2 protein-coding genes are annotated in these 1153 nt (G+C 70.8%); both read right to left on the bottom strand.

From position 1 onward, the window contains the following. Nucleotides 1-23: 23 nt before the first annotated feature. On the bottom strand, nucleotides 24-389 hold the full coding sequence (locus tag ABZ281_RS50125) for a hypothetical protein (protein ID WP_356665584.1): 366 nt from the start codon (nucleotides 387-389) through the stop codon (nucleotides 24-26). A gap of 334 nt (nucleotides 390-723) precedes the next feature. Beyond that, a partial coding sequence (locus ABZ281_RS50120) for a hypothetical protein (protein ID WP_356665582.1) occupies nucleotides 724-1153 on the bottom strand: 430 nt, incomplete at its 5' end.

Raw genomic sequence — 1153 nt, 5'->3', positions numbered from 1 at the left:
GAAGCCGCCGGTGATCTCTTCGGTCATGCCGCCGTGCATCTCGGTGACCTCGGCGCCGCGCCAGCCGGGCCCGCCCCAGTAGTCGAAGACCACGGCGTCGGGCGGGCGTCGTGTGCGTAGTGCTTGAGGAGCGCGCGGCGCAGCCTGGTCCACCGGCCTTCGGTGTACATGCAAGGGTGGACGTCGCCGACGGGCTTGCCTTTGCGGCCCCAGCCGCATCCCTGGCAGTAGCGCTGGCCCCGGTCGTTGTAGGCGGGGCAGACCGGGTTCCCGCAGCGCCACAGGTAGCCGGCCTGGCAGGCGAGTTCGTGGATGAGCTGCGTCTGGGTCTCGTCGGCCTTGGCGACGAGCCGGGCTATGACGGTGCGGACGACTTCGGCTTCGGACATGGGAGTTCTCCGGAAGGGGGCATGGGGGAGCGGCTGTGCGGCTCCAAGTGGTGTGGGTCGGAGGGAGCGGCGCCCTCAACACGAACAATATTACATATTGAAATGCGAATACCCAACATCACGAGGGTGGGTCGGGAGTTCGTGCAGTCCCGCCCTCAGGGGAAGCAGGTCACCAGCACGCGGGCCCGCCACTCCGCACGCCACGCGTGGGCGGGCCGGGGCCTGGGCGTGCTCATCCCGAGCGGGGGAGCGCGGAGCCGGTGGAGAGGATCCTCAGTCGAAGCCCCACGCTGCGCACCGCACACCGGGTGGGGACATCAGCCGATTCCGGTGGTCATGAGAGAGGGACGACGCCGAGGTGGACGGTCCGCCCGCAGGGGAGGCATCCCTGCCCGTCCAGTCCGCTGGCGGTGCGCCGGGTCCGGATGTGCTCCAGCCCTGCGCCGGCGGCAGCGGCGACGCTCTCCACGTCGTCACTGCTCGCGGCTGTCGCCAGCAGCCGGACCGTGAAGTGCCGGCCGTCGTCCTCCACCCACAACTGCGCCCCTGGCAACCGTTCCTGGTCCAGTACGGCCGTCCACGGGACCAGTGTGCGCAGCAGCTCGGTGGCTGCCGCCGTCGACGTCAGCCGTCCTCCTGGCATGGCGCCACGCACCGGTGTGTCCACGGCGGCAACGAGGACCAGCTCCTCCAGGTCCACCGTCAGCACGTCCTCGTCGCGGTGGGTCGGGGGGTCGGCCGCCTCGCCGCACGCTGCTGCCAGC

The organism is Streptomyces sp. NPDC006265, from assembly GCF_040613555.1.
Taxonomy (GTDB): Bacteria; Actinomycetota; Actinomycetes; order Streptomycetales; family Streptomycetaceae; genus Streptomyces.
Note: the sequence above shows the minus strand (reverse complement) of the source record. Positions and strands in the feature narration are given on the sequence as shown.

Coding starts and splice junctions, on each gene's coding strand:
- ABZ281_RS50125 (WP_356665584.1), bottom strand. CDS start 389: ATGTCCGAAGCCGAAGTCGTCCGCACCGTCATAGCCCGGCTCGTCGCC.